Annotated in this window: 21 protein-coding genes; 14 read left to right on the top strand and 7 right to left on the bottom strand. The window is 54.3% G+C overall.

All coding sequences use genetic code 11. The features are described 5' to 3' along the window. The 5 genes from ACZAHD_RS10110 to acpH form a co-directional block, all read right to left on the bottom strand. Positions 1-1,143: PTS ascorbate transporter subunit IIC (locus ACZAHD_RS10110; RefSeq protein ID WP_462456647.1), on the bottom strand; the 1,143-nt coding region annotated here is incomplete at its 3' end. Positions 1,144-1,311: 168 nt separating this feature from the next. Next, positions 1,312-1,599, bottom strand: coding sequence for a PTS sugar transporter subunit IIB (locus ACZAHD_RS10115; RefSeq protein ID WP_462456648.1), 288 nt, complete (start codon positions 1,597-1,599; stop codon positions 1,312-1,314). Further along, complete coding sequence (locus tag ACZAHD_RS10120; protein ID WP_462456649.1) at positions 1,593-2,048, bottom strand: PTS sugar transporter subunit IIA; 456 nt, start codon at positions 2,046-2,048, stop codon at positions 1,593-1,595. The genes ACZAHD_RS10115 and ACZAHD_RS10120 overlap by 7 nt, the downstream gene beginning before the upstream one ends. Before the next feature lie 428 nt (positions 2,049-2,476). Then, on the bottom strand, positions 2,477-3,079 hold the full coding sequence (locus ACZAHD_RS10125) for a peroxiredoxin C (RefSeq protein ID WP_462456650.1): 603 nt from the start codon (positions 3,077-3,079) through the stop codon (positions 2,477-2,479). A 169-nt stretch (positions 3,080-3,248) separates the two neighbouring features. Next, entirely contained in the window at positions 3,249-3,830 is a 582-nt protein-coding gene (gene acpH / locus ACZAHD_RS10130; protein WP_462456651.1) for an ACP phosphodiesterase, read from the bottom strand. A 210-nt stretch (positions 3,831-4,040) separates the two neighbouring features. On the opposite strand from acpH, the gene queA reads away from it, so the two are divergent. The 8 genes from queA (at position 4,041) to ACZAHD_RS10170 (ending at position 12,342) form a co-directional block, all read left to right on the top strand. After that, positions 4,041-5,111, top strand: a complete 1,071-nt coding sequence (gene queA, locus ACZAHD_RS10135; protein ID WP_462456652.1) for a tRNA preQ1(34) S-adenosylmethionine ribosyltransferase-isomerase QueA — start codon at positions 4,041-4,043, stop codon at positions 5,109-5,111. Positions 5,112-5,164: 53 nt separating this feature from the next. Further along, entirely contained in the window at positions 5,165-6,292 is a 1,128-nt protein-coding gene (gene tgt / locus ACZAHD_RS10140; protein ID WP_462456653.1) for a tRNA guanosine(34) transglycosylase Tgt, read from the top strand. 22 nt (positions 6,293-6,314) lie between these two features. Continuing rightward, on the top strand, positions 6,315-6,647 hold the full coding sequence (gene yajC / locus ACZAHD_RS10145; RefSeq protein WP_004099423.1) for a preprotein translocase subunit YajC: 333 nt from the start codon (positions 6,315-6,317) through the stop codon (positions 6,645-6,647). A 25-nt stretch (positions 6,648-6,672) separates the two neighbouring features. Beyond that, positions 6,673-8,520 carry a protein translocase subunit SecD gene (gene secD / locus ACZAHD_RS10150; RefSeq protein WP_462456654.1) on the top strand — a complete coding sequence of 616 codons (1,848 nt, stop codon included), beginning with the start codon at positions 6,673-6,675 and terminating at the stop codon, positions 8,518-8,520. A gap of 10 nt (positions 8,521-8,530) precedes the next feature. Next, entirely contained in the window at positions 8,531-9,502 is a 972-nt protein-coding gene (secF, locus tag ACZAHD_RS10155; RefSeq protein WP_462456655.1) for a protein translocase subunit SecF, read from the top strand. 114 nt (positions 9,503-9,616) lie between these two features. Beyond that, positions 9,617-11,008: a M24 family metallopeptidase gene (locus ACZAHD_RS10160; RefSeq protein ID WP_462456656.1), complete on the top strand. Its 1,392-nt coding sequence runs from the start codon at positions 9,617-9,619 to the stop codon at positions 11,006-11,008. Between the two features lie 111 nt (positions 11,009-11,119). Further along, positions 11,120-11,497: a VOC family protein gene (locus ACZAHD_RS10165; protein ID WP_462456657.1), complete on the top strand. Its 378-nt coding sequence runs from the start codon at positions 11,120-11,122 to the stop codon at positions 11,495-11,497. A 149-nt stretch (positions 11,498-11,646) separates the two neighbouring features. Continuing rightward, the gene (locus ACZAHD_RS10170) at positions 11,647-12,342 is read left to right on the top strand and encodes a helix-turn-helix transcriptional regulator (protein ID WP_462456658.1); all 696 of its coding nucleotides are present in this window, start codon (positions 11,647-11,649) and stop codon (positions 12,340-12,342) included. Positions 12,343-12,393: 51 nt separating this feature from the next. Here the strand turns inward: ACZAHD_RS10170 and ACZAHD_RS10175 are convergent, their stop codons facing one another. Both ACZAHD_RS10175 and ACZAHD_RS10180 read right to left on the bottom strand, forming a co-directional pair. Then, positions 12,394-13,278: a nucleoside-specific channel-forming protein Tsx gene (locus tag ACZAHD_RS10175; RefSeq protein WP_462456659.1), complete on the bottom strand. Its 885-nt coding sequence runs from the start codon at positions 13,276-13,278 to the stop codon at positions 12,394-12,396. 293 nt (positions 13,279-13,571) lie between these two features. Continuing rightward, complete coding sequence (locus ACZAHD_RS10180; protein ID WP_462456660.1) at positions 13,572-14,114, bottom strand: SadB/YajI family lipoprotein; 543 nt, start codon at positions 14,112-14,114, stop codon at positions 13,572-13,574. A 148-nt stretch (positions 14,115-14,262) separates the two neighbouring features. On the opposite strand from ACZAHD_RS10180, the gene nrdR reads away from it, so the two are divergent. The 6 genes from nrdR to pgpA all read left to right on the top strand — a co-directional run bounded on the left by nrdR (position 14,263) and on the right by pgpA (position 18,492). After that, positions 14,263-14,712 (top strand): transcriptional regulator NrdR, encoded by a 450-nt coding sequence (gene nrdR, locus ACZAHD_RS10185; RefSeq protein ID WP_462456661.1) that lies wholly within the window; start codon positions 14,263-14,265, stop codon positions 14,710-14,712. Between the two features lie 3 nt (positions 14,713-14,715). Continuing rightward, complete coding sequence (ribD, locus tag ACZAHD_RS10190) at positions 14,716-15,819, top strand: bifunctional diaminohydroxyphosphoribosylaminopyrimidine deaminase/5-amino-6-(5-phosphoribosylamino)uracil reductase RibD (protein WP_462456662.1); 1,104 nt, start codon at positions 14,716-14,718, stop codon at positions 15,817-15,819. A gap of 213 nt (positions 15,820-16,032) precedes the next feature. Further along, positions 16,033-16,503: a 6,7-dimethyl-8-ribityllumazine synthase gene (gene ribH / locus ACZAHD_RS10195; protein ID WP_004858618.1), complete on the top strand. Its 471-nt coding sequence runs from the start codon at positions 16,033-16,035 to the stop codon at positions 16,501-16,503. Between the two features lie 22 nt (positions 16,504-16,525). Beyond that, positions 16,526-16,945 (top strand): transcription antitermination factor NusB, encoded by a 420-nt coding sequence (nusB, locus tag ACZAHD_RS10200; protein WP_462456663.1) that lies wholly within the window; start codon positions 16,526-16,528, stop codon positions 16,943-16,945. A 76-nt stretch (positions 16,946-17,021) separates the two neighbouring features. Further along, complete coding sequence (thiL, locus tag ACZAHD_RS10205; RefSeq protein ID WP_462456664.1) at positions 17,022-17,996, top strand: thiamine-phosphate kinase; 975 nt, start codon at positions 17,022-17,024, stop codon at positions 17,994-17,996. Beyond that, on the top strand, positions 17,989-18,492 hold the full coding sequence (gene pgpA / locus ACZAHD_RS10210; RefSeq protein ID WP_462456665.1) for a phosphatidylglycerophosphatase A: 504 nt from the start codon (positions 17,989-17,991) through the stop codon (positions 18,490-18,492). The genes thiL and pgpA overlap by 8 nt, the downstream gene beginning before the upstream one ends. Positions 18,493-18,603: the final 111 nt, after the last annotated feature.

An 18,603-nucleotide genomic window follows, 5' to 3' on the forward strand; every position in this document is an offset into this window, starting at 1 on the left:
GAAGGCGAGGAATATGCCGCCAATGAATGAGGCAATGATACAGCCCCGTTTGCCGCCCAACTTGTCGGCGAAGACGCCAGAAGTCCCGCCGCAGAAGAAATGCGGTACCATGCCGGGAATGATTAGCGCCATGCCGAAGGTGCCCAGCAGTAGCATTCCCACCAGACCGCCGATAAAGGAACTGATAAAACCGACGACCACCGCCGTTGGGCTAAAAGTAAAGAACACCGCGCAGTCAACGGCCGGGATCGAATCGGGAATCAGCTTCTGGCTAATCCCCTGGAATGCCGGTACCAGATCGCCAAGGATCAGGCGCACGCCGTTGTAGACGATGGCGACGCCGACGGCAAACTGCAGCCCGGTCAGGATAGAGAAGATCAGCATGTTCTGGTCAGTGATTGTCCGCAGATATTCGCTGCCGGCCACGGCGCTACAGACAAAGTAGATAACGAACATCACGATCCCGGTAGTGACCGTGGTATCGCGCAGAAAGCCCCATTTTTCAGAGATTTCGGTATCGGCGAAAGAGTTCGCCGGGTTGCCGGTTTTGCTGGCGATCCACGCGGAAATGTAATACCCCAGCGAGCCAAAGTGACCCATCGCGATGCCGCCATCTTCGGTGACCTGCCTGGTATAGCGCTGGCCAATTGCCGGAGAGATCGCCGACCAGGAGCCGAGTAAGAATCCGCCAATCAATACCAGCATCCAGCCGCGGAATTCTGCCGCCTGCAGCACCGCAGAGAACAGACAGGCGAGGAAGAAGGAGTGGTGACCGGTAAGGAAGATATATTTATACTTAGTGCAGCGGGCAATCAGCAGGTTAAAAATAAAACCTAACAGCAATATACTCATGGTTTCAACGCCCAGCATCTTCTGGGCAACGGAAACTATAGCCTCGTTGTTAGGAATAACGCCGCGAATATTAAATCCGGCTTCGATAATTCCGCCGAGCGGATTGAGGTTGGCAACGATAACTCCGGCGCCGGCGCTGAGCATTAAATACCCGAGGATGGGTTTTAAGGTTCCGGTGAGAAGTTTATTTCCGGGGGAACGCAGTGCCACTAAACCGACAAATGCGATAATCCCCATCAGAAATGCGGGTTGACTGAATATTTCTGATAAGAATGTGAGTATAGCCTGCATGATCGTATCCTTAGAGCCTATCCCATTAGGCTATTTTATTTGCCATTTTGGCCCTGGGCAGTGCTCAAAATCCTCACGTACTGCGTGTACGCTCCGGTTTTTCCGCGCTGTCCGTGTCCAAACTGGCTGCAACAATGTACGCCTGCTGGGGTAGGCTCTTAATAATGATTAAGAATGAGTCGCAGAAATTTTTGTCAGGGCATCGGTAATATCTTCAGCAATTTTTACTTTATGGACATAGCTGCGAATAATGGCGACCTGACAATGTGCAGGGAACTGATTAGCTAATTCTTTGATGGTGATGTAGAGGTCGGCTTTCTCTCCTACGGCATTGGCGAAATCAACAGAGGCGACGTCAGCTTTGATCCCTAATTCATCACATATTTTTTTGACATTGCTGGCGGCCATTAATGAACTGCCAATCCCGTTACCACAAACGGTTCTGATAACTAACATAATGACGACTCCATTTTATTGCGGATGAAATTGAATACGGCATTGATGTCATGCTCTTCGCGAAGGAACGACACAATATTCGATTCAATCAGTGAGGCGATTATCTGGATCATTTTTATATGGCTACCGGCATCGGCGCCGGCGATACCGATGATGACGTTCACCGGATCAAACTCCTCGTGACCAAAATAAAGCGGCTGGCGGGGCGTGATTAAAGAAAAACCGGTGCGGATGGCCCCTGTCTCGGGACGCGCGTGAGGCATCGCCAGCCCGCTATCAATAACAATGGCGGGACCAAAACCCTGATAGACCTCGAACATCGCATTGATATATTCGGGACGACAAATTTGCTGGTGGGCCAGCAGTCTCCCGGATAATTCGATCGCCTGACTGGCGGTGGTAATGTTCTGATCAAGTGCGATTAACCGGCGATCAAAAATGATTTCCATAATCCAATCCTTAACGCATTTATTTTCTGGGTTAAAGCATGACCAAATAGAACACAGGAAATCATGGTTCAGATCACATTTGAATTTTTAAACATTGAAGTTGATCACAGCGAAATGAAATTTGTGTTATTTTTTAAGAAAAAATAAAAACTATTATTGTGTTAATTATCAATTAGTTATTTATGAGGTATGAATTATTGAAAAAAATATCAGGCGGGAAGGATTAAAAAAAGAGCGATTTATTTTTGAGAAGTGTTCTGTGTACCACAAATATCATGGCAGTTTTTTACCAAAGTTTGAGTTTGATAACAAAAAAGCCCTCTGGAAAGGGGGAGGGAACAGTAACTGCGCGACAGAACGTAAAAACGTGCTGCGGCAGGAGATAAAAAAGGCCCGCATGTGCGAGCCTTTTTCTGAACATCGGCCGATTACAGGCTGGACACGTTCTCGGTCAGGTATTTGGCAACGCCTTCCGGAGAAGCGGCCATACCTTCTTTTCCTTTTTCCCACTGTGCCGGGCAAACTTCGCCATGCTCTTCGTGGAACTGCAGCGCGTCAACCATACGCAGCATTTCGTCGATGTTACGGCCCAGCGGCAGGTCGTTAACCACCTGGTGGCGAACCACGCCGTTAGCGTCGATCAGGAAGGAGCCGCGCAGCGCCACGCCTTCGTCCGGGTGTTCGATACCGTAAGCTTTCTGGATTTCACGTTTGATATCAGCAACCATCGCGTATTTAACCGGACCGATACCGCCATGGTCTACCGGGGTGTTACGCCATGCGTTGTGAACGAATTCAGAGTCGAAGGAGACGCCAACCACTTCTACGCCGCGCTTCTGGAATTCTTCGTAACGTTTGTCAAAAGCGATCAGCTCAGACGGGCACACGAAGGTGAAGTCCATCGGCCAGAAGAACAGGACGGTCGCTTTACCGTTGGTGTGTTGTTTGAAGTTGAATTTCTCAACGATTTCACCGTTACCTAAAACAGCTGCAGCGGTAAAATCCGGAGCCTGACGAGTGACCAGAACCATATGATTCTCCTGTTAATAATAAGGTTAATTGGAACGCAACGCGGGCAAGTATAGGGACTGGTTGAGGCGAACTCAACGTGACGTTGACAATCAATGAGATAGGTTTTATCTATCAATTTATATCGGAAAACGTAGTTCAGAATAGCCTTTCTGTGAGAAAGCGCAATCTTTATAGTTCGCGCCTGGTGGCCTGCGCCATCATGCGCGGATAAAAATGCCAGAATTGTTGCTCGAGTTTATCGTAGTGAGTATCCAGATCCTGCCAGGAGTCGCGTAGGGCATCAAGGCGCGGACGGCGGCTGGCCATGCCGTTGAGGACGTTCTGGATGAAGTCCATATCTTCATAGCGTTCAAGCCAGCGCTCCGACCACAAATAGGCATTGAGATTCACGAAGCGTGGCGGTGAATCGGCTAATACCGGCGTTACCTGTGCCTGGGCATAGCGGACAAACTCGTTGAGCGGCATATCGGGTGAAATGCGTGCCCAGTGATGCGACAGGAAGTGATCCCACATCACATCGAGCGTAATGGGCGCCACGCGGCGGGTCTGCGGGCGAAACCAGTCGCGCGCTTCTTTTACCTCCGGCAGATTATCGGTCATGACATCAATGCGCCGGTGCATAAAAATGCCGTCGACAATGTCGGCGGGGTAGTCCGCCTGGGGATTGCCGCGCACAAAATCTGCCAGAAGATTGCCGGGCAGGGAGCTGTCGGCGAGATGAGCTAAGTGCAGGTGTGCGAGAAAATTCATAATACTCGTTATACTTCACGTTGCATGGGCGTTGGCTTCCTTCGTTCTTCCCGGTCACTTAGTTTACTAAGCTCCCAGACATTCTCTCCGTTGCCCCTTCTTGCAACTCGAATGATTTAGAGTATTACAACTATACGGCGGGGTAAAGGTTGCAGGGAGAGCGCCCCGGCACTAGACTACCCGCCTCTTAATTTCGTCTGAGTCACCGTCATGCGCGTTACCGATTTTTCCTTTGAGCTACCCGAATCCCTGATCGCCCACTACCCGCAGCCGGAGCGCAGTCGCTGCCGCCTGCTGTCGTTAGACGGTCCGACAGGAGCGCTGACGCATGGGACTTTTACTGATTTACTCGACAAACTTAACCCGGGCGATCTGCTGGTCTTTAACAATACCCGGGTGATTCCGGCGCGCCTGTTTGGCCGTAAAGCCAGCGGCGGCAAGATTGAAGTGCTGGTCGAGCGCATGCTTGATGACAAACGCATTCTGGCACACATTCGCGCGTCTAAAGCGCCGAAGCCGGGTGCGGCGCTGCTGCTGGGCGATGATGAAAGCATCAACGCCACGATGGTGGCACGTCACGATGCTCTGTTTGAAGTCGAATTCAACGACGCACGTCCGGTACTGGATATCCTCAACAGCATCGGCCATATGCCGCTGCCGCCGTATATCGATCGTCCGGATGAAGACGCTGACCGCGAACTGTATCAAACCGTATACAGCACCAGGCCGGGGGCGGTGGCTGCGCCGACCGCAGGCCTGCACTTTGACGATATGATGCTGGAGAAGCTGCGCGAGAAAGGGATTGAAATGGCGTTTGTGACCCTGCACGTTGGCGCGGGGACGTTCCAGCCGGTGCGTGTGGAGACCATTGAAGATCACATCATGCACTCTGAGTACGCTGAAGTGCCGCAGGAGGTGGTTGATGCGGTGCTGGCGGCGAAAGCACGCGGCAACCGGGTTATCGCGGTGGGCACCACCTCCGTACGTTCACTGGAGAGTGCGGCGCAGGCGGCGAAAAACGATCTGATTGAGCCGTTTTTCGGCGACACGCAGATTTTTATCTATCAGGGGTATCAGTACAAAGCGGTTGATGCGCTGGTGACCAATTTCCATCTCCCTGAATCGACTCTGATTATGCTGGTTTCAGCTTTTGCTGGCTATCAGCACACCATGAATGCCTACAAGGCTGCGGTAGAACAAAAATATCGCTTTTTTAGCTACGGGGACGCGATGTTTATCACGTACAATCCGCAGGCTATTTTTGAGCGTGTCGGGGAATAACTCCGCGACATGAGTGTTTAACGTCAGACTGTTTTTCTGACGCAGGAGTTAAGATGAAATTTGAACTGGATACGACCGACGGACGCGCTCGCCGCGGCCGCCTGGTGTTCGAGCGCGGTGTGGTTGAAACGCCAGCCTTTATGCCCGTTGGTACCTACGGCACCGTAAAAGGGATGACGCCGGAAGAAGTTGAAGCCACCGGCGCGCAAATTATCCTCGGCAACACGTTCCACCTGTGGTTACGTCCGGGCCAGGAAATCATGAAACTGCATGGTGACCTGCATGATTTTATGCAGTGGAAAGGACCTATCCTGACTGATTCCGGCGGCTTCCAGGTGTTCAGCCTGGGCGATATCCGCAAAATTACCGAGCAGGGCGTCCACTTCCGTAACCCGATTAACGGCGACCCTATTTTCCTCGATCCGGAAAAATCGATGGAGATTCAGTACGATCTCGGTTCCGATATCGTGATGATCTTCGACGAATGTACGCCGTACCCGGCGGAGTGGGATTACGCTAAGCGCTCGATGGAAATGTCTCTGCGCTGGGCGCAGCGCAGCCGCGACCGTTTTGACTCTCTTGGCAACAAAAATGCGCTGTTTGGCATTATCCAGGGCAGCGTTTACGAAGATTTACGTGATATCTCCGTTAAAGGTCTGGTAGAGATTGGCTTTGATGGCTACGCTGTCGGCGGTTTGGCTGTTGGTGAGCCGAAGGAAGACATGCACCGTATCCTGGAGCACGTCTGCCCGCAGATCCCGGCTGACAAACCACGCTATCTGATGGGCGTCGGCAAGCCAGAAGATCTGGTTGAAGGGGTGCGTCGCGGTATTGACATGTTCGACTGCGTCATGCCAACGCGCAACGCGCGCAACGGCCACCTGTTTGTCACTGATGGCGTGGTGAAGATTCGTAATGCGAAGCATAAAAGCGACACCGCGCCGCTGGATGCCGAGTGTGATTGCTATACATGTCGCAATTATTCACGCGCTTACTTGCACCATCTCGATCGTTGCAACGAAATATTGGGCGCGCGTCTCAATACCATTCATAACCTTCGCTATTATCAGCGTTTAATGGCTGGTTTACGTAAGGCTATCGAAGAGGGTAAATTAGAGAGCTTCGTGACCGATTTTTACCAACGTCAGGGGCGACCTGTTCCTCCTTTGAACGTTGATTAATTTTAATAATGAGGGAATTTGAATGAGCTTTTTTATTTCTGATGCGGTAGCAGCAACCGGTGGCGCGGCGCAGGGTAGCCCGATGTCTCTGATTCTGATGCTGGTGGTGTTCGGTCTGATTTTCTACTTCATGATCCTGCGCCCACAGCAGAAGCGTACCAAAGAACATAAAAACCTGATGAACTCTATCGCCAAAGGCGATGAAGTGCTGACGAATGGCGGCCTGGTTGGTCGCGTCACGAAAGTTGCTGAAAGCGGATACATTGCTATCGCGCTGAACGATACCACTGAAGTGGTTATCAAACGTGACTTCGTAGCCGCCGTTCTGCCGAAAGGCACCATGAAGGCACTGTAATCCACTTTTCCCTAAGGGAACTGCCGTGTTAAACCGTTATCCTTTGTGGAAGTACATCATGCTGGTCGTCGTCATTATCGTCGGCCTGATGTATGCGCTCCCCAACCTGTATGGTGAGGATCCGGCCGTTCAAATCACTGGCGCGCGCGGTGTCGCCGCCAGTGAGCAAACGCTGATCCAGGTCCAGAAAACATTACAAGAAGAAAAAATTACCGCTAAGTCTGTGGCACTGGAAGAGGGCGCAATCCTTGCGCGCTTCGACACCACCGATGTCCAGCTGCGCGCGCGTGAAGTGCTGGTGGACGTGTTAGGTGATAAATACGTCGTGGCGCTGAACCTGGCCCCGGCGACTCCTCGCTGGTTAGCGGCTATCCATGCCGAGCCGATGAAGCTGGGTCTTGACCTGCGCGGCGGCGTACACTTCCTGATGGAAGTGGATATGGACACCGCGCTGGGCAAACTGCAGGAACAAAATATCGACAGCCTGCGCAGCGAACTGCGTGAAAAAGGCATCCCTTACTCTACCGTGCGTAAGGAAGATAATTATGGTCTGAGTATCGCTTTTCGCGATAGCGCAGCGCGCGATCAGGCGATTTCCTGGCTGAGCCCGCGCCACCGCGATCTGGTTATCTCCACGCAGGGCGCTACTGGCCTGAAAGCGGTGATGACCGATGAGCGTCTGAAAGAAGCCCGTGAATACGCCGTGCAGCAGAACATCAACATTCTGCGTAACCGTGTTAACCAACTGGGTGTTGCCGAGCCGCTGGTACAGCGTCAGGGCGCCGACCGTATCGTGGTTGAACTGCCGGGTATTCAGGATACCGCTCGGGCGAAAGAAATTCTTGGCGCTACGGCGACGCTGGAATTCCGTCTGGTTAACAGCAACGTTGACAGCGCCGCCGCCGCTGCCGGACGTGTCCCTGGCGACTCTGAAGTGAAAGAGACCCGTGAAGGTCAGCCGGTGGTGCTGTACAAGCGCGTGATTCTGACCGGTGACCATATCACCGACTCCACTTCCAGCATGGACGAGTTCAACCAGCCGCAGGTTAACATCTCTCTGGACAGCGCTGGTGGTAACATCATGTCTAACTTCACCAAGGACAACATCGGCAAACCGATGGCGACCCTGTTCGTGGAGTACAAAGACAGCGGTAAGAAAGATGCCAATGGTCGTGCGATTCTGGTGAAAGAGGAAGAGGTGATTAACATCGCCAACATCCAGTCTCGCTTGGGTAACAGCTTCCGTATTACCGGTATCAGCAACCCAAATGAAGCGCGTCAGCTCTCTCTGCTGTTACGTGCGGGTGCGTTGATTGCGCCGATTCAGATCGTTGAAGAACGTACTATCGGCCCGACTCTGGGTATGCAGAACATCAAACAAGGCCTGGAAGCGTGTCTGGCCGGTCTGGTGGTGTCTATCCTGTTCATGATTTTCTTCTATAAGAAATTCGGTCTGATCGCGACCTCTGCGCTGGTGGCTAACCTGGTGCTGATCGTCGGCATCATGTCCCTGCTTCCTGGGGCCACGCTGAGTATGCCGGGGATTGCGGGTATCGTGTTAACCCTTGCGGTAGCGGTCGATGCTAACGTACTGATCAACGAACGTATTAAAGAAGAGTTGAGCAACGGACGTTCCGTTCAGCAGGCGATTGATGAGGGTTACCGGGGCGCATTCAGCTCGATCTTCGATGCCAACATTACGACGTTGATCAAAGTTATCATCCTGTATGCGGTCGGTACCGGTGCAATTAAAGGGTTTGCGATTACCACCGGTATCGGTGTGGCAACCTCGATGTTTACCGCTATCGTCGGCACCCGTGCCATCGTGAACCTGCTGTACGGCGGCAAGCGCGTTAAAAAGCTGTCTATCTGAGGAGTGCGTTGTGGCACAGGAATATACTGTTGAACAATTGAACCACGGTCGTAAAGTCTATGACTTTATGCGTTGGGACTACTGGGCTTTCGGCATTTCAGGTTTTCTGCTGATTGCCGCCATTGTCGTGATGGGCGTGCGCGGATTTAACTGGGGTCTGGATTTCACCGGGGGTACGGTGATTGAAATTACCCTCGAAAAACCGGCCGAACTGGACCAGATGCGCCAGGCGCTGCAGAAGGCGGGCTTTGAAGAGCCGCAGGTGCAGAACTTCGGCAGCAGCCGCGACATCATGGTACGTATGCCGCCAGTGCATGATACCAACGTCAGTCAGGAGCTGGGTAGCAAGGTCGTTAGCGTGATTAACGAATCGACCAGCCAGGACGCGATGGTTAAGCGAATCGAGTTCGTGGGGCCGAGCGTCGGGGCTGACCTGGCACAAAGCGGTGCGCTGGCGCTGCTGGCGGCGTTAATCTGTATCCTGGTGTACGTTGGTTTCCGTTTCGAGTGGCGTCTTGCCGCCGGGGTGGTTATCGCGCTGGCGCACGACGTGGTCATTACGATGGGCATCCTCTCGCTGTTCCATATCGAGATTGACCTGACCATCGTCGCCTCGCTGATGTCGGTTATCGGCTACTCGCTGAACGACAGCATCGTGGTATCAGACCGTATCCGTGAAAACTTCCGTAAGATCCGTCGCGGTACGCCGTATGAGATCTTCAACGTGTCGTTGACCCAGACGCTGCATCGTACCTTGATCACCTCCGGAACCACGTTGGTTGTGATCCTGATGCTGTATCTCTTTGGTGGCCCGGTGCTGGAAGGCTTCTCGCTGACCATGCTGATCGGTGTCTCCATTGGTACGGCCTCATCTATCTACGTTGCGTCCGCACTGGCGCTGAAGCTGGGCATGAAGCGTGAGCATATGCTGCAGCAGAAGGTGGAAAAAGAAGGGGCGGATCAGCCGTCAATTCTGCCGTAAAGCCGACGCGTTCAAATAAACCAATCCCGGTCGCAAGGCCGGGATTTTTTTATTACATCCCGGCCAAATTTCGCTACTCTCCACTCTTAGTGCTTAATGAGATGGAGATCCCCCATGGCCGCCATAGTCCTGTCTGCCGTCGCCCAACCGACCGTCTGGCACGATGTGCCTTCCGTCACGCTCAGTGATGAAACGCTACGCCAGCGTAAAGCGAAGGTGCTTGCGCAAATGCACCAGCATGGCTACGACACGCTGATCGTGTATGCCGATAAAGAGCACGGAGGTAACTTCGAGTATCTCACCGGCTTTATCCCTCGTTTTGAAGAAGCCCTGTTGGTATTGCATCGCGATGGGGAAGCGGTGCTGGTGCTGGGCAATGAAAACCTCAAGCTGGCGGCCTTTGCCCGGCTGGAAAATCGGGCGATCCATGCGCCGTGGTTCTCGTTGCCGAATCAGCCGATGAGCAATGAAAAGAGTCTGCCGCAGCTGCTGCAGGATGCCGGTATTCGCCGCGGGAAAAGGATGGGTCTGGTGGGCTGGAAGCTGTTTACCGGCAGCGCTGACGACCGTATGTCAATGTTCGATCTGCCTGCTTTTATCGTTGACGCGATTCGCCAGGCTGCGGAGCAGCAGGCAGTTGTGGCCAATGCCACGGCATTATTTGTCGCCCCGGATGGTGGAGTGAGAACGGTAAATTCTGCCAATGAGCTCGCCCACTATGAATATGGCGCCAACCTGGCGTCGACGGCGCTTCTCTCTGCGCTTAATACGATTGCGCCGGGTAAAACGGAGAAGCAGACAGGCGCTCTGCTGGCGGCGGATGGGCAGCCCAACAACGTGGTGATGATTGCCGCCACCGGCGATCGCTTCGCCGATGCCCGTCTCTATCCTGGCGATAAGGTTATCTGTCGCGGCGATAAATTTTCGCTCACCACCGGGTTTAAAGGCGGCTTAAGCAGCCGTGCAGCCTATGTGGTCAGCGATGAGACGGAGCTGGCGCCGGAAGTGGCGGATTACCTCGATGTGGTCGCGAAGCCCTATTTCCGGGCGGTGGTCAGTTGGCTGGAGAATCTGCGTATCGGAATGCGCGGCGGTGAGATGTACGCCCTGATCGAACGGGTTCTGCCAAAGGCGGAGTACCGCTGGCATCTTAATCCAGGGCATCTGGTGGCCGATGAAGAGTGGCTCTGTTCGCCTATCGGGCCGAATTCCGACGCCTGCTTGCAGAGCGGTATGATCCTGCAAATCGATATTATTCCTTCGCGAGCGGGTTACGCTGGCGTCAGCATTGAAGACACCGTGGCGCTGGCGGACGAGTCTCTGCGCCACGAGCTGGCGCAGGCGTATCCGGAACTTTGGCAGCGTATTGTCACCCGACGTCGCTATATCCGGGAACAACTGGGGATTGCGCTACCGGAGGCGGTGCTGCCGTTTTCGAACACCGTGGGTTATCTCCGCCCCTGGCTGCTTGATAAGCAGCGGGCCCTGGTTTGCACGGAGGATTAACCGCCAGCAGCCAATTGTGTGGCGGCTGTGATGCCAAACCCTACTGACAGTATGCTGTCAGTAGCCCTGCCATACACTCCTCCTGAACCCAAACAATGGACAGGAGGATGTATGAACACCGTAATTAACTGGTTTGAAATTCCGGTCGCCGATATGGATCGTGCCGTGGCGTTTTACGAGCCGGTGCTGCAGGTGACACTGCGTCGGGAAAATATGGATTGTACTGAAATGGCCGTTTTCCCGTATCAGGATCCGGCTACCGGCGGCGCGCTGGCAAAATTTGACGGGGTTAAACCTAGCGATCAAGGATGTATTCTCTATCTGCATACTGACAATCTGGCCGCCACACTCGACCGCGTGAACTCCGCTGGCGGGAGCTGCGTCTTTGGCCCGCTTGAGCTGGCGAACGATATTGGCGCCATCGCGCTGTTTATTGATAGCGAAGGTAATCGGATTGGCTTGCATCAACCTAAGAGCCCGACCCATTAATGCTTTTTGGCTTGCCATTTTGAACTCGGGCAGTGCCCGCAATCCTCACGTGCTACCTGTACGCTCCGGTTGCTGTGCGCTGTCCGGGCCCAAACTGGCTACGCCAATGACGCATATCGGGACAGGCTCTAACAAATGAGATAACAGAAATGAGCCGACGCGCCGACCGCCTTTTTCAAATCGTTCAGATTCTGCGGGGGAGAAGATTGACCACCGCCGGGCTGCTGGCGGAGCGGCTCGGTGTGTCGGAGCGCACCATCTACCGGGATATCCGCGACCTGTCGCTCTCCGGTGTGCCGGTGGAGGGCGAGGCCGGAAGCGGATATCGCCTGCTGGCAGGCTACAGTTTACCGCCTCTGATGCTGACGACCCAGGAGTCGGAAGCGCTGGTGGCCGCCATTCGCCTACTGCAAACCTGGGGAGGCGAATCGCTGTCCCAGTCACTGGAGTCGGCCCGGGAAAAGGTGCTCGCGATTTTACCTGAGGAGAGCCGGCGTAAGGCCGAGCAATCGCGCTTGTTTGCGCCGGATTTTGGCGCCCAGGGCTACAGTAAGGCGCAGTTTGATCTGGTGCATCGGGCGGTTTCCGGCCAGCAGGTGCTGGCGCTACATTACCGCGATGAAGCGGGAAACGTGTCGCAGCGCGAAGTGCTGCCGCTGGGACTCTTTTTCTGGGGGGAACGCTGGCTGCTGGTGAGCTGGTGTGAGCTCCGCGACGATTACCGCTGCTTTCGTCTCGATCGCTGCCTGGACGTGGTTGCCACCGGGCGCCTGTTCAGCGAGCGGGCCGACCGTTCATTGAGTGATTTTCTGCGTAAAGTGAGGCGCGAAGTGCGTGAGTCCTAATGCGGGTCAAGCGATATCCCCGGCGCACAGGCCGGGGACTATCAGGCAGGATCAGAAGTTGTAACCTACTACGAAGTAACCACCCCAGCCGGTAGAGCGAACGTTGAAGTCACCATCGCCGAAGTTCATTTTCGCATCATCGGCCCACTGACCGCCGTTATGGAAGTAACGAGCCACTACCGAGTAGTGCCAGTGCGCGTAGTTCAGCGCCAGGATGTGGCTGGAAGCGATGGAATTGCTGGTGCGCGCGTGCTTGCCGTTCACGTCATAAGCGTTGTTATCGCCCAGATCGGAACCCCAGTCAAAGTTGGTGAAACCGATATAGCTCAGCGAGCCGCCCCACAGATCGGTCAGCGGGACAAAGTATTTCACTTTGAAACGGTAGCCATCCCATTCGTTTTCGTTGGATGCCTGATAATTCTGCCACTGATATTTCGCATAGACGTTGAGAGACAGGCTCATCGGCAGGCCGGTATCGATGTCGGTACCCAGACCCATATACCAGGTGCTCTGACGACCGGATGCGTTGCGGCCCATATCGTAGATATAGTTGTTGGCGAAATACCACTCTTTGAACGGACCGAAGCTGAGATCGGTATTGGTCAGCTTGTCGATAGAGAAACGCGGCTCAATTTCCATAAACAGTGGGGAACCGTGGTTCCAGATCCCCTTGGCCGTGCTGTTACCGCCGAAGAATACTGGAGCATCCATGTAACCGTAGAAATCAAACCAGTCTTTTTTAGCAAACGCTTCGTATTCCAGATAGGTATCGTTACGGATTTGTGGTCCAAAACGTGTGTGGTAGCTACCCACCACGTTCACACTCTGGTGCCACCAATCAGACAGGTACTGCGGTTTGTCGTTTTCTGCCGCGCCAGCAGTGAACGATGTGGACAGCGCCAGTACGGCGCCTGCTGCCAGTAATGCTTTTTTCATAATGATGCCACTGTTTAAATTAAGCCAAAAGGCGTGAAGGACCGTGCCGAAGCGTTTCTAAATATTTCGTATTTCTGTGGGGGTCTATTATAGGAATCATTGCTCACAAAAATACGTGTTGTTTCACATAACGTAAACATAAGTAATCGATTGCGTTCACATTTTTATGCATTTCCTGACAAAATGCCACTGAAATTAATCCATACGGTCAATTTTTGCTGAACTGTTTGGAAAAATTGTAAATGGATTTTTACCGGGTAATACCGGGTGTCGGTGACACCCGGCGAAGGTGATTATTGTGCGGTTGCAGGCTGGATATCGTGAATGCGCAGGAAGCCGAGTTGCGCCGGCGTGGTGCCGTTCAGGCGTAGCGGAATATCGACGTCGCTCGGCGCCAGGATGCTGGCGGGCGCGCTAATCAGCCGATCGCGCACGTTAACTTCCTGGTAATTCTGCGTGGTGCCGGTGATTTGTCCCCAGGCGAGGGTGGCGCTAAACGCCGGTAGCGGGTCGTTTGATTCTCCCTGAATACGTAACGTCAGGCGGGTCCCGTCGGCATCGGCGGCGATGTCACGCAGCGACATATGCAATGTGCCGATCTGGCTTTCGAGGCGCGCCGGAGTATTGGCGCCGGGCAAAAGATAAACGCCGCTGTTGGATTTCGCATTCAGCGCGTTTTGCTGGGTAATTTTCACCGTCTGCTGATTAAGCTGAGTCATCTCTTTGCTCAATGTGCTCACGCTTTCATGCATTTGGCGGACTTCACTTTGCTGTGCGCAGGCGCTGAGTGTAAACAGAGTGGTCAACATAGCCAACTTCAAATAACGTCTTGTCATGGTCATGGATTCCGTTTTCTGGGGATATTTCATAGTAGATCGTCTCCGTCCACGAGCCATAGATCCTTTGTCTCAAAAGCTCTTTCTTTGTTGTCGGGGCACTTCGCGGTAAACTATCTGTCAGTTTAACTTCCTCTCAGGACGCGCTATGCATTGCCCTTTCTGTTTCGCCGTAGATACCAAAGTGATCGACTCTCGTCTGGTGGGTGAGGGTTCTTCTGTGCGTCGTCGTCGGCAGTGTCTGGTTTGTAACGAACGTTTCACAACCTTCGAGGTAGCAGAGCTGGTGATGCCGCGTGTGGTCAAAAGCAACGATGTGCGGGAACCTTTCAATGAAGATAAGCTGCGCAGCGGAATGCTGAAAGCGTTGGAAAAACGGCCGGTCAGCGCCGATGACGTGGAAATGGCGCTTAATCATATCAAAACCCATTTACGCGGTACCGGCGAGCGTGAAATCCCGAGCAAGATGATCGGCAATCTGGTGATGGATCAACTGAAAAAACTCGATAAAGTGGCCTATATCCGCTTTGCTTCCGTCTATCGTAGTTTTGAAGATATCAAAGAATTCGGCGAAGAGATCGCCCGCTTACAGGATTAAGCCATGCATGACGAAATGTACATGGCGCGAGCGCTTAAGTTGGCGCAGCGCGGGCGCTTCACGACCCATCCCAATCCAAATGTCGGCTGTGTGATCGTCAAGGACGGTGAGATCGTCGGCGAAGGTTTTCATTATCGCGCCGGCGAGCCGCATGCAGAAGTGCATGCGCTGCGTATGGCCGGCGAAAAAGCCCGAGGCGCCACCGCTTATGTGACCCTGGAGCCCTGCAGCCATCATGGCCGTACACCGCCATGCTGCGACGCGCTGATTGCCGCAGGCGTTACCCGCGTTGTGGCCGCCATGCAGGACCCCAACCCGCAGGTGGCGGGGCGTGGCCTGTATCGCCTGCAGCAGGCCGGTATTGACGTCAGCCATGGCCTGATGATGGGCGAAGCCGAAGCGTTGAACAAAGGCTTTCTCAAGCGGATGCGCACCGGTTTCCCCTACACACAGCTAAAAATGGGCGCTTCACTGGACGGTCGCACCGCGATGGCCAGCGGCGAAAGCCAGTGGATCACCTCTCCACAGGCGCGACGCGACGTGCAGCGGCTGCGTGCGCAAAGCCATGCGATCCTGACCAGCAGCGCGACCGTGCTGGCAGACGATCCGGCATTAACCGTGCGCTGGGAAGAACTCGATCCCGATATTCGCGCGCGCTATCCGCAGGAAAACCTGCGCCAGCCGCTGCGCATTGTGATCGATAGCCATAATCGCGTTACCCCTGAACATCGCATCGTGCAGCAGGCGGGAGAGACGCTGTTTGCCCGTACTCTGGCCGATGATCGCGGTTGGCCGGAAAGCGTGCGCACGCTGATGGTGCCGGAACACAATGGCCATCTCGATCTGGTATTACTGATGATGCAGCTTGGCAAACAGCAGGTTAACAGTATTTGGGTGGAAGCGGGCTCGACGCTCGCCGGTGCGCTATTGCAGGCAGGGCTGGTGGATGAGCTTATCGTCTATATTGCGCCTAAACTGTTAGGCAGTGATGCGCGAGGGCTATGCGTGCTCCCGGGGCTTGAGAAACTGGCTGATGCCCCCCATTTCAAATTCAACGAGATACGCCAGACAGGCCCCGATCTTTGCCTGCATTTAGTCGGCGCATAATTTCCCTGACCGAAAGGGAAAGCAGCATCGCGACGCGGAATCATTCAAACTGCGTCGAGGCGGCCAACCAGAGCATCCCCGGACGCTTACCGCCGTAAGCAACTGGGGGTGACAGGCGCAGCCAACGCGGAGGCAGTATGAAGGATGAAGTGTATAAATTATTATGATAGAATCCGCCCCCCTTGCGGGGCTATATGAACCCGAAGGAAGAGTATGAACATTATTGAAGCTAACGTTGCTACCCCGGACGCTCGCGTCGCCATCACCATTGCGCGTTTCAACAACTTTATCAATGACAGCCTGCTGGAAGGTGCTATTGACGCACTCAAGCGCATCGGTCAGGTAAAAGATGAAAATATTACCGTTGTTTGGGTTCCAGGCGCGTATGAGCTGCCGCTGGCGGCTGGCGTGCTGGCTAAAACCGGTAAATATGACGCAGTGATTGCTCTGGGGACGGTGATTCGTGGTGGTACCGCGCACTTTGAATATGTGGCTGGCGGAGCAAGCAATGGCCTCGCACATGTCGCGCAGGACAGCGAAATCCCGGTAGCCTTTGGTGTTCTGACGACAGAAAGCATTGAACAAGCCATCGAACGCGCTGGTACCAAAGCCGGTAACAAAGGCGCAGAAGCTGCGCTGACCGCGCTGGAAATGATTAACGTATTGAAAGCCATCAAGGCCTGAATTTTTTTGTAAGGGGAATTCCGTGAAACCTGCTGCTCGTCGCCGCGCCCGTGAGTGTGCCGTCCAGGCGCTTTACTCCTGGCAGTTGTCCCAGAACGACATCGCTGATGTTGAATACCAGTTCCTGGCGGAACAGGATGTTAAAGGTGTCGACGTTCTGTATTTCCGCGAACTGCTGTCCGGAGTGGCGACTAACAGCGCATACCTCGACGGCCTGATGAAGCCGTACCTGTCCCGCCTGCTTGAAGAGCTGGGCCAGGTGGAGAAAGCGGTACTGCGTATCGCCCTGTTCGAGCTGTCTAAACGTGACGATGTGCCGTACAAAGTTGCGATTAACGAAGCTATCGAACTGGCGAAAACCTTCGGCGCCGAAGATAGCCACAAGTTTGTTAACGGCGTGCTGGACAAAGCAGCCCCGGCAATTCGTCCCAACAGAAAGTAAACTCCAGGCCGGATCTCGCGGGATGTCATCCACGCAAGGTCCGGCCTTATTCTTTTCTTTTGCTGAGGCATAACGTATGGCATGTGGAGAATTTTCCCTGATTGCCCGTTATTTTGATCGCGTAAAAAGCATGCGTCTCGATGTGGAAACCGGCATCGGCGACGACTGCGCTCTCCTGAATATTCCCGAGAAAAAAACGCTGGCAATCAGCACCGACACCCTGGTGGCGGGCAACCATTTTTTACCTGATATCGATCCTGCCGATCTGGCTTACAAGGCGCTGGCGGTCAATCTGAGCGATCTCGCTGCGATGGGCGCCGAACCGGCGTGGTTGACGCTGGCGTTAACGCTACCGGAAGCAGATGAAGCGTGGCTGGCAGCGTTCAGCGACAGCCTGTTCGTGCAGCTCAACTATTACGATATGCAGCTGATCGGCGGTGATACCACGCGCGGTCCACTGTCGATGACCCTGGGTATTCACGGTTTTGTCCCGCCAGGGCGCGCTTTGAAGCGTTCCGGTGCGAAACCCGGCGACTGGATATACGTCACCGGCACCCCCGGCGACAGCGCCGCAGGGTTGGCCATTTTGCAGGATCGTCTGGCGGTTGAGTCAGCAACTGATGCCGACTACCTGCTGGCGCGCCATTTGCGTCCGATGCCGCGCGTGCTGCAAGGGCAGGCGCTGCGCGATCTGGCCAGCTCGGCGATTGATCTGTCCGACGGTCTGATCTCCGATCTGGGCCATATTCTGAAGGCCAGCGGCTGCGGCGCGCGGATCGACCTTGACGCGATGCCGTTATCCGAGGCGCTGCTGCGCCATGTCGAGACGGAGCAGGCGCTGCGCTGGGCGCTCTCTGGCGGTGAAGACTATGAACTGTGCTTCACCGTGCCGGAGCTTAACCGCGGCGCGCTTGATGTGGCTATCGGCCAGCTTGGGGCGCGTTTTACCTGCATTGGACAGATTAGCGCCGAGGCGGACGGTTTGCAGTTGATGCAATCCGGTAAACCGGTCCAGATGGATTTACAGGGGTACGATCACTTTGGTGCGTAGTCATGATGTCGCAAAAAGCCGTCTCAATATGCTGAATCCCTGGCATTTACTGGCGACCGGTTTTGGCAGTGGGTTAAGCCCCGTGGTGCCCGGCACAATGGGGTCGCTGGCGGCGATTCCGTTCTGGTATCTGATGATTTTTCTCCCCTGGCAGCTCTATTCGTTGGTGGTGATGATGAGCATCTGTATTGGAGTGTATATTTGCCACCGCACGGCGAAAGATATGGGCACCCATGACCACGGCAGTATCGTCTGGGATGAGTTTGTCGGGATGTGGATTACCCTGATGGCGCTGCCGACGCTTGACTGGCAATGGGTCGCCGCCGGGTTTGTGATTTTCCGTATTTTTGATATGTGGAAACCGTGGCCGATTCGCTGGTTTGACCGCAATATCCACGGCGGGATGGGGATCATGGTCGATGATATCGTCGCCGGGGTGATCTCCGCCGGCGTGCTGTATCTGATAGGACACCACTGGCCTATCGGTCTTTTCTAAACACAGTACCGCCCGGTTAGCGTAGCGCCGCCGGGAAATAGCGCAAGCAGGAGCCAGGCGCTTCCCGGAGGCGGTGCTGTGCACCTGTCCGGGCTACCTGACCCAGAACCT

Origin of the sequence: Raoultella sp. (genome assembly GCF_039594335.1) — a bacterium.
Taxonomy (GTDB): Bacteria; Pseudomonadota; Gammaproteobacteria; order Enterobacterales; family Enterobacteriaceae; genus Klebsiella.

Coding starts and splice junctions, on each gene's coding strand:
- ribD (WP_462456662.1), top strand. CDS start 14,716: ATGCATGACGAAATGTACATGGCGCGAGCGCTTAAGTTGGCGCAGCGC.
- ACZAHD_RS10115 (WP_462456648.1), bottom strand. CDS start 1,599: ATGTTAGTTATCAGAACCGTTTGTGGTAACGGGATTGGCAGTTCATTA.
- ACZAHD_RS10165 (WP_462456657.1), top strand. CDS start 11,120: ATGAACACCGTAATTAACTGGTTTGAAATTCCGGTCGCCGATATGGAT.
- nrdR (WP_462456661.1), top strand. CDS start 14,263: ATGCATTGCCCTTTCTGTTTCGCCGTAGATACCAAAGTGATCGACTCT.
- ACZAHD_RS10170 (WP_462456658.1), top strand. CDS start 11,647: ATGAGCCGACGCGCCGACCGCCTTTTTCAAATCGTTCAGATTCTGCGG.
- ribH (WP_004858618.1), top strand. CDS start 16,033: ATGAACATTATTGAAGCTAACGTTGCTACCCCGGACGCTCGCGTCGCC.
- ACZAHD_RS10160 (WP_462456656.1), top strand. CDS start 9,617: ATGGCCGCCATAGTCCTGTCTGCCGTCGCCCAACCGACCGTCTGGCAC.
- yajC (WP_004099423.1), top strand. CDS start 6,315: ATGAGCTTTTTTATTTCTGATGCGGTAGCAGCAACCGGTGGCGCGGCG.
- thiL (WP_462456664.1), top strand. CDS start 17,022: ATGGCATGTGGAGAATTTTCCCTGATTGCCCGTTATTTTGATCGCGTA.
- queA (WP_462456652.1), top strand. CDS start 4,041: ATGCGCGTTACCGATTTTTCCTTTGAGCTACCCGAATCCCTGATCGCC.
- ACZAHD_RS10175 (WP_462456659.1), bottom strand. CDS start 13,278: ATGAAAAAAGCATTACTGGCAGCAGGCGCCGTACTGGCGCTGTCCACA.
- acpH (WP_462456651.1), bottom strand. CDS start 3,830: ATGAATTTTCTCGCACACCTGCACTTAGCTCATCTCGCCGACAGCTCC.
- tgt (WP_462456653.1), top strand. CDS start 5,165: ATGAAATTTGAACTGGATACGACCGACGGACGCGCTCGCCGCGGCCGC.
- ACZAHD_RS10180 (WP_462456660.1), bottom strand. CDS start 14,114: ATGACAAGACGTTATTTGAAGTTGGCTATGTTGACCACTCTGTTTACA.
- ACZAHD_RS10125 (WP_462456650.1), bottom strand. CDS start 3,079: ATGGTTCTGGTCACTCGTCAGGCTCCGGATTTTACCGCTGCAGCTGTT.
- ACZAHD_RS10120 (WP_462456649.1), bottom strand. CDS start 2,048: ATGGAAATCATTTTTGATCGCCGGTTAATCGCACTTGATCAGAACATT.